The sequence below is a fragment of the Streptococcus sp. HSISS2 genome (genome assembly GCF_000448665.1).
GTDB classification, from domain to species: Bacteria; Bacillota; Bacilli; order Lactobacillales; family Streptococcaceae; genus Streptococcus; species Streptococcus raffinosi.
Genome location: NZ_CM002133.1, coordinates 1,539,409 through 1,541,271, shown reverse-complemented (window position 1 = coordinate 1,541,271; position 1,863 = coordinate 1,539,409). Strand labels below are relative to the sequence as shown.

The 1,863-nt window shown below is 38.7% G+C and carries 2 protein-coding genes and 2 pseudogenes; all 4 read right to left on the bottom strand.

Going from position 1 to position 1,863, the window contains the following annotated elements; all coding sequences use genetic code 11:
* Positions 1-186: pseudogene (locus tag HSISS2_RS11490) on the bottom strand (hypothetical protein); the annotation flags it as partial.
* Between the two features lie 18 nt (positions 187-204).
* Positions 205-555, bottom strand: a complete 351-nt coding sequence (locus tag HSISS2_RS06890) for an ImmA/IrrE family metallo-endopeptidase (protein ID WP_240472008.1) — start codon at positions 553-555, stop codon at positions 205-207.
* A 244-nt stretch (positions 556-799) separates the two neighbouring features.
* On the bottom strand, positions 800-1,681 hold the full coding sequence (locus HSISS2_RS06880; protein WP_021146046.1) for a hypothetical protein: 882 nt from the start codon (positions 1,679-1,681) through the stop codon (positions 800-802).
* Positions 1,682-1,683: 2 nt separating this feature from the next.
* Positions 1,684-1,863 (bottom strand): annotated as a pseudogene (locus tag HSISS2_RS06875) (XRE family transcriptional regulator); the annotation flags it as partial.

Here is a 1,863-nt window from a genome sequence, read left to right as displayed (position 1 = left end):
AGAAGTTTTTGAAGTCGAAGAAGAACTATGTTTACTTGGCTTTGTGGTGTGCTTTGTTACTTTGACAGTTTTAGACTGTTTTGTTTCCTTTGGTTCCTTCCCAGACCGTGGCACAAACATTAAGCCAAGGAAGAATAAAACTATAATTGTTAAGATATACCATTTGTATTTTTTCAAAAGTTTCATATCAACTCCTCATCATTTTTAGATATTCATCTTTAACAAACGTCTCATCACAAATCGTGGTGAGATTATATTTTTCCATGAAGTGAACATAATTAAAATCATCCAGATTTTCGTTTTTAGCAATCCATGAATCATATTTCTATTAGCTTGAGCTTCATATTTCTCACGCAGTCGCTCGTAGTGTTTGGGATTGTGTTCTAAGTGCCCTAATTCGTGCAGTAGGACCTTTAAACGTCTTTCGGCAGACAAATCCCTATTGATGTAAACAACACGGTTGACAGGGTCCAGAAACCCATCTCGTGGCCACTGGCTAGAGTCGAACTCACAAAGAGACACGTTGAACTGCTCAAGCAATTCTTTTTCAGGCATAAGGCCTCCATGATATTATTTACTAGCGGTTTCCTTTTTGCTAAAATACTATATAGAGAGGCGGTGATTCAGTTGTTGTTCCTTAACGAGATAAAACAGAACAAGCAATCTATCGAAGACCAACACTCAAGAATGAGAGAACGTAACCTAAAGAATAGGACGGACAATCACACCTTGATTAAGAATAGCCAGAAAGAACTGGAATCTAAGCGAAAGTCTTTTGAAAGTAGATATAGTCACCTTTTTAACCCTCGTAATAAATAGCGATAGGACGAATTAAATAATCGCCACTTGATACCAAGCCAAATGAGTCAAGCATTATTGTAAGGATTGCTGTAGGTGCTTTTTTCAAAACTTCCATACTGTTAGCCATCATAGACAAGTCACTAGGTGTCTGTTCATCAAATGTAGATGAGCAGATACCTAGTATTTTTATTTGTCTTCCGCTGAGCTGCATAAGACCAAGTTGGGCAGTTGGGACCTTCATGAATTCCTTAGGCAAAACACTAATAGTATTTGATACTTTGGCCAAGTTAGAGGATGGAAATAACCTTTCGAAATAGGCTGACATTGACCTAATGGACTCTAAGTTATTCCAACCGTTATGCGAAATCTTGCTTTTTAATTGCTCTTTCCTAGTGTTATTTTTTTCTCTTTTGTATTTGGACTGAAGCTTTTTAAACTCGTCATATTCAGGAAGAATATCTTCAACTTCATCAAAAGTGAAGACGTTTTTTAATTGTTCAAAGTCAAAGAAGTCAAGCTTCCCTACAGCAAAGACAAAGTCGCCATCTTGGAAGTCGGAAGTTTTTAAAAGCTTGTTACCTTCCAACTCTTGAAGTAGCAAATCAAGAGAGTAATCATCTAATGCTGTCTCGATTAGATTTCTGTTTGAACGTGAGAAGACAATATTGTAATTTTCGTTCGCGATAGCTGAGTGATTAGCGCCTGCCTTGATTAAAGTTGAAACTCCACCAGAAACAGAAGTTGCAGTTTGATCAAAACCGCCCTCTGCATTAGAGTCTGATTCACTGTTTTCATTAACCAATTTTGTGACCAACCCCGCATTTTTCTGAGCGAGTAGAGAGTTAACTAAATTTGTGTCCAGATAGATTATTTCTTTCATCCTCAATCTCCCTTGCTGCTCATATAACCCGCAATGATGCCACGGATAGCCCGCTTATCATCATCAGTCAGTGGTTTGCCGTCGAACATCATGGCGTTAGCTATGATTTCGTCGATGTCGTCTGGACCTTGGTCTGCCTCGGTGGCTATCCGTGGGTTGTCGGTTCTGCCCAGAAGGTAGTC